This window comes from Microcystis sp. BLCC-F209 (assembly GCF_041928595.1).
Taxonomy (GTDB): domain Bacteria; phylum Cyanobacteriota; class Cyanobacteriia; order Cyanobacteriales; family Microcystaceae; genus Microcystis.
In genome coordinates this window covers 1-4,660 of sequence record NZ_JBHFLL010000186.1, presented here as the reverse complement: position 1 = coordinate 4,660, position 4,660 = coordinate 1, and the positions used below count along the sequence as shown (strand labels likewise).

Sequence of the window (4,660 nt, the reverse complement as noted above, 5' to 3'; positions counted from 1 at the left end):
GGCTGATAACGACACTTACCTCTTCGACACGGCTCTGGTCTTGGGTGGCGATCGCCTGATAGATGCCTCTGGAATCGATACCCTCAACTTTGCGGCGACTACAACTAAAACCATCAACCTCAATCTTGGCAGTACCGCCGCTCAAACCGTCACCGCCGGAAATCTCACTCTCACCCTAGCTAGTGCCACTGCCTTTGAAAATGTCATTGGTGGTAGCCTCAACGACACCATTGTGGGCAATAGTCTGGCCAATTCCCTCACCGGTGCGGCCGGTAATGATAGCCTGACAGGCGGTCTTGGCAAAGATATTCTGACGGGAAGCGATGGATTGGATACTTTGAATTACAATTCTCTCGGTGAGTCGCTGCTGAGTGGCTTTGATGTTATTCAAGGCTACAATGGCACAGGTGCCAGTCTTGATAGCATTAATGCCCCTGGGTCTATTGCGGCCATCACTTTGACCGCATCGAAAGGGACAGCTAGTTCTTTAACCGCAGCGGCGATTCAGTTGGTCTTGACTAATGCGGCCTTTGCTGCTAACACGGCGGCGGCTTTTAAAGTGACAGGTCAAAGTGGTACTTTTATCGCTCTCAATAATGGAGTGGCCGGTTTCCAAGCCGCTAGTGATGCAATCATTCAACTGAGTGATTACGACATTGCTGTCGCCACACCAGTGGTAGTGATCTAGATTGAGAGATCATTTAAGTTTGCAGGCAGTAGGAGACTCTTCTCCTACTGTTGGGGGTCTTTCAAATGTTCATAGGGTTTTTATCTGGATTATCTCAGCTTTCAAGCTACCAGCATCCGATCGCTCGGCTTGAGGAGAAAAGGCTCACCGGTTTGGTAGTTGTCATCAGCGTCTGGGATTAGCTGCGGCGATCATGACCACTACCCTATTTTTACCCGCAGTCGCTATCCTCAGTTTTGTCGCTGATGCAGAAACTGAATAAAATGCGTAAATATCTCCTGCATCAATAATCTTTGGCCTGTAGTCGCTAATCTTTACTTCTCTTCTCATGCTAAATCTGGTTATTAAAAACTGATTATCTATAGATCCTTTTGCCCCTTGCCTCTCCTGATATGTAGCCTATACTCAACGGATTTAGTATGAATGAGCATTGCCAAATTAATTATCTCGATCGTCGCTCGACTTTTCCCCGGGGCAATTTTCTATCAACCGACAGGAGAGAAAATTATCGCCCTTACTATCGATGATCTACCCACTCCCAACGATCTGGAAGGAAAATCCACCGATCGCATTTTAGCGGCGATCGCCGATCATAATCGAGAAAAAGCCAGCCCAGCAACTGCTGTCAAGGCGACTTTTTTTCTGATCACGGGACACCTACAACCGAACTCCACCTTGATTGAGAGCCTAATCGCCCAAGGTCACGAAATCGCTAATCACGGCACCCAGGATCTGCGTACCAGTCAACTGGCTGCCGACGCTTTTGCCAGTCAGTTTCGGGAAGCTAACGATATTTTAAGTCGTCTTGCAGGTCAAGAGCTGCGCTGGTATCGTCCCGGTCAAGCCTTCTATAATCAATCTATGCGCTCGTTTTTGGGGACATTTCCAGGCTATGAGTCCCGATTTGCCCTCGCTTCCATGATTCCTTTAGATACCGGAAAAGCAACGAATCACCCTCAATTTACCACTTGGTATATCTCGCAATTTATTTTCCCCGGGGCGATTTTAGTGCTTCACGGTGGCTCCCCCGAAAGAGATGAAAATACGGCGCTCGTGCTGAAGAATTTATTAGGGAAATTACACGATCAAGGTTATCAGGTGGTGACTCTCAGCCAATTAGTTGATCACAAACGTTAAGTAGTTGAACAAAAGTAAAGTTAACTGTAGGGTAAGGAGTCAGTCGTCAGTAAGAATTCCGGCAATTTACATTTCTATAAGATAGACAACAGAATTTATGTCCGACTACTTATTAGCTGATTTTCTCGGCATTAAAGACAAAAAAAAGATGATGGGAATCTGACAAGATTGGGCGATGAGTTTTGCTGAGGGGTTTTTATCAATCTAGAGGGACTTGTTGACCCCGAACAATCCTGTATTTTTTTAACAAGTCAGACCAAATCTTTCTGGGAGGACTTTAAAAATTGCCTTGGCATAAGTTGATATTTGAGAGAGGAAAATATAGAAGCAGCTGATTATTTACTAACCTACTTTTTTTAATTTTTAAGGTGTTAGGGCTGAGATATACTGAAATTATTGCTTATAGATCACTACCATGGGACGTTTAGCTCTGATCAGCGTGACTGACAAAACCGGAATAGTTGACTTTGCCCGTCAGCTAACAGAAGAGTTTGATTTTGAAATTATTAGCAGTGGAGGAACCGCAAAAACGCTCCAATCGGCGGGAATTCCCGTGATTAAAGTGGGAGAATACACAGGATCTCCTGAAATCTTGGGCGGAAGGGTAAAAACTCTCCATCCTCGCATCCATGGCGGTATTTTGGCTAGACGGGATTGGCAGTCAGATTTAGCGGAAATGGAGGCTAATCAAATTCGTCCTTTTGATTTGGTGGTGGTTAATCTCTATCCCTTTGAACAGACGATCGCTAATCCTGGTGTCACCACCGCTCAGGCGATCGAACAAATCGATATCGGTGGTCCGGCGATGTTACGCGCCTCGGCTAAAAATTTCGCCCATTTGACTGTCATCAGTAACCCCAAGTATTACGAGCAGTATTTAAGCCAATTACGGCAAAATAACGGCGAAATCTCCCTAGAATTTCGCCAAAAAATGGCGGGGGAAACCTTCGCTTTAACCAATGCCTACGATGGTGCGATCGCTGCCTATTTCGCCAGCTTAAACGGGGAAACGACTCGCTTTCATTTGGCCGGAAATGCCCTGCAAACCCTGCGTTACGGCGAAAATCCTCACCAAAGTGCCACTTGGTACGGCAGCGGTACGATGGCTCACGGTTGGGGAAAAGCGACCTTATTACAGGGAAAAGAACTAAGTTATAACAATTTAGTCGATTTGGAAGCAGCCCGCCGTTTAATCGCCGAATTCGGCAGTGAAGAACCAGCCGCCGCTATCCTGAAACACACTAATCCCTGTGGGGTGGCGATCGGTGATAGTTTAGTGGAAGCTTATACTAAAGCTTTTAACGCCGATGCTATCTCGGCTTTTGGGGGTATTGTTGCCCTAAATCAAGCCATAGATGAAGCAACCGCTAAAGAATTAACGAAAACCTTCCTAGAATGCGTGGTTGCCCCCGATTGTAGCCCCGAAGCCCGGGATATCCTCGCTAAAAAGTCAAAAGTGCGGATTTTATTGCTGCCGGACTTAACCACGGGAGAAAAACAAACAGTAAAAGTTATCGCCGGCGGTTTTCTAGTACAAGCGGCCGATGATGTAGTAGAAACCCCAGAGGAGTGGCGCGTGGTGACAGAAAAACAACCCACTGCCGCACAATTAGCGGAATTACTGTTTGCTTGGAAAGTATCTAAGCACGTTAAATCTAACGCTATTGTGGTGACAAAAAATAAAACTACTTTAGGGGTTGGTGCAGGGCAAATGAATCGCGTTGGTTCGGCGAAAATTGCCCTTGAACAAGCAGGGGAAGCGGCCAAAGGTGGCTATTTAGCTAGTGACGGCTTTTTCCCCTTTGATGATACTATTCGCACGGCGGCCCAGTTTGGCATCGAGGCAATTGTTCAACCAGGAGGTTCTTTAAAAGATCAGGATTCGATTAATGCCGCTAATGAGTTAGGTTTAATTATGGTCTTAACAGGCATTCGTCATTTCTTGCATTAATACAAAGTTAGGGTGTGTTGTTGCTTAAATTAACCCACCCCAACTTTGTATTAATTATCGGTTAATTTGCCTGACTCAATAGTCTTAAATTTGCCAAAAGTGCGATGATGACCTGCTTTTTGGAAACAAAGAAAATAGGCTCTTAGTTAATTGGTATGGTTCGATAGGGGGGAATAAATTGACTAAATCCTTATCTGGCGAGAGATTTAATTGATTAGTTAGCTCTAGAGCAAAAACAATTGACAAAAATCGCCAAATATCTTTTTCTATAAGGGTTTCATCTCTTATAATCCTGTCCGTTGCATCAGACAAACTGAAGAACCAAACTTTTTCAGCAAACCCTAATTATTTGATAATAGGACTTCCTGCTAGAAAGTTATGAGTGATAAAGTCTTTGTGTTCTTTGTGCCTTTGTGGTTCTTTATTGCCATTTTTGGTAATCTTCACCGCTGCCATTAATTTACTCCCCCAATGGTCTTGGATTATCGTTAGTCTTGTGGATGTTCAATGTTTCAGGCGGCATGGAGTACCGCAATAACATCGATTTGCTCAGGCTTGATATAATAAATTATGCGATAAGAACCTCGATAACTTCTCGAATCTGCTCAGTTTCCAACTCCAGAACAAGACGACCCGAAAAGTGAAAATTAGCGTTCTGTTCTGATCGTCTGGTCAATTTTTCAACCAGTCTTTGAGCATATTGAGGGGAGTTTTGTGATATGTAGTTGTAGATGGATGATAAGTAGGGCTTGCTGAATAATGGTAAAACCCTTGTGGGTTAAGACTTTTAGAGTTTTTGTAAATCAAAAAGTACCAGATATGGGAGTGATCGGGGGGAAAATTCAGGGACTTTTTCCCTGAAAATTAGGTAATTGACCCCTTCA

Annotated in this window: 3 protein-coding genes; all 3 read left to right on the top strand. The window is 44.4% G+C overall.

Annotation, left to right across the window (positions count from 1 at the left end):
- A partial coding sequence (locus ACE1AQ_RS11750; RefSeq protein WP_374808468.1) for a bluetail domain-containing putative surface protein occupies positions 1-688 on the top strand: 688 nt, incomplete at its 5' end.
- 423 nt (positions 689-1,111) lie between these two features.
- A complete protein-coding gene (locus ACE1AQ_RS11745; protein WP_008196651.1) occupies positions 1,112-1,825 on the top strand; it encodes a polysaccharide deacetylase family protein in 714 nt (237 codons plus the stop codon).
- Between the two features lie 415 nt (positions 1,826-2,240).
- Complete coding sequence (gene purH, locus ACE1AQ_RS11740) at positions 2,241-3,776, top strand: bifunctional phosphoribosylaminoimidazolecarboxamide formyltransferase/IMP cyclohydrolase (RefSeq protein ID WP_106908976.1); 1,536 nt, start codon at positions 2,241-2,243, stop codon at positions 3,774-3,776.
- Positions 3,777-4,660: the final 884 nt, after the last annotated feature.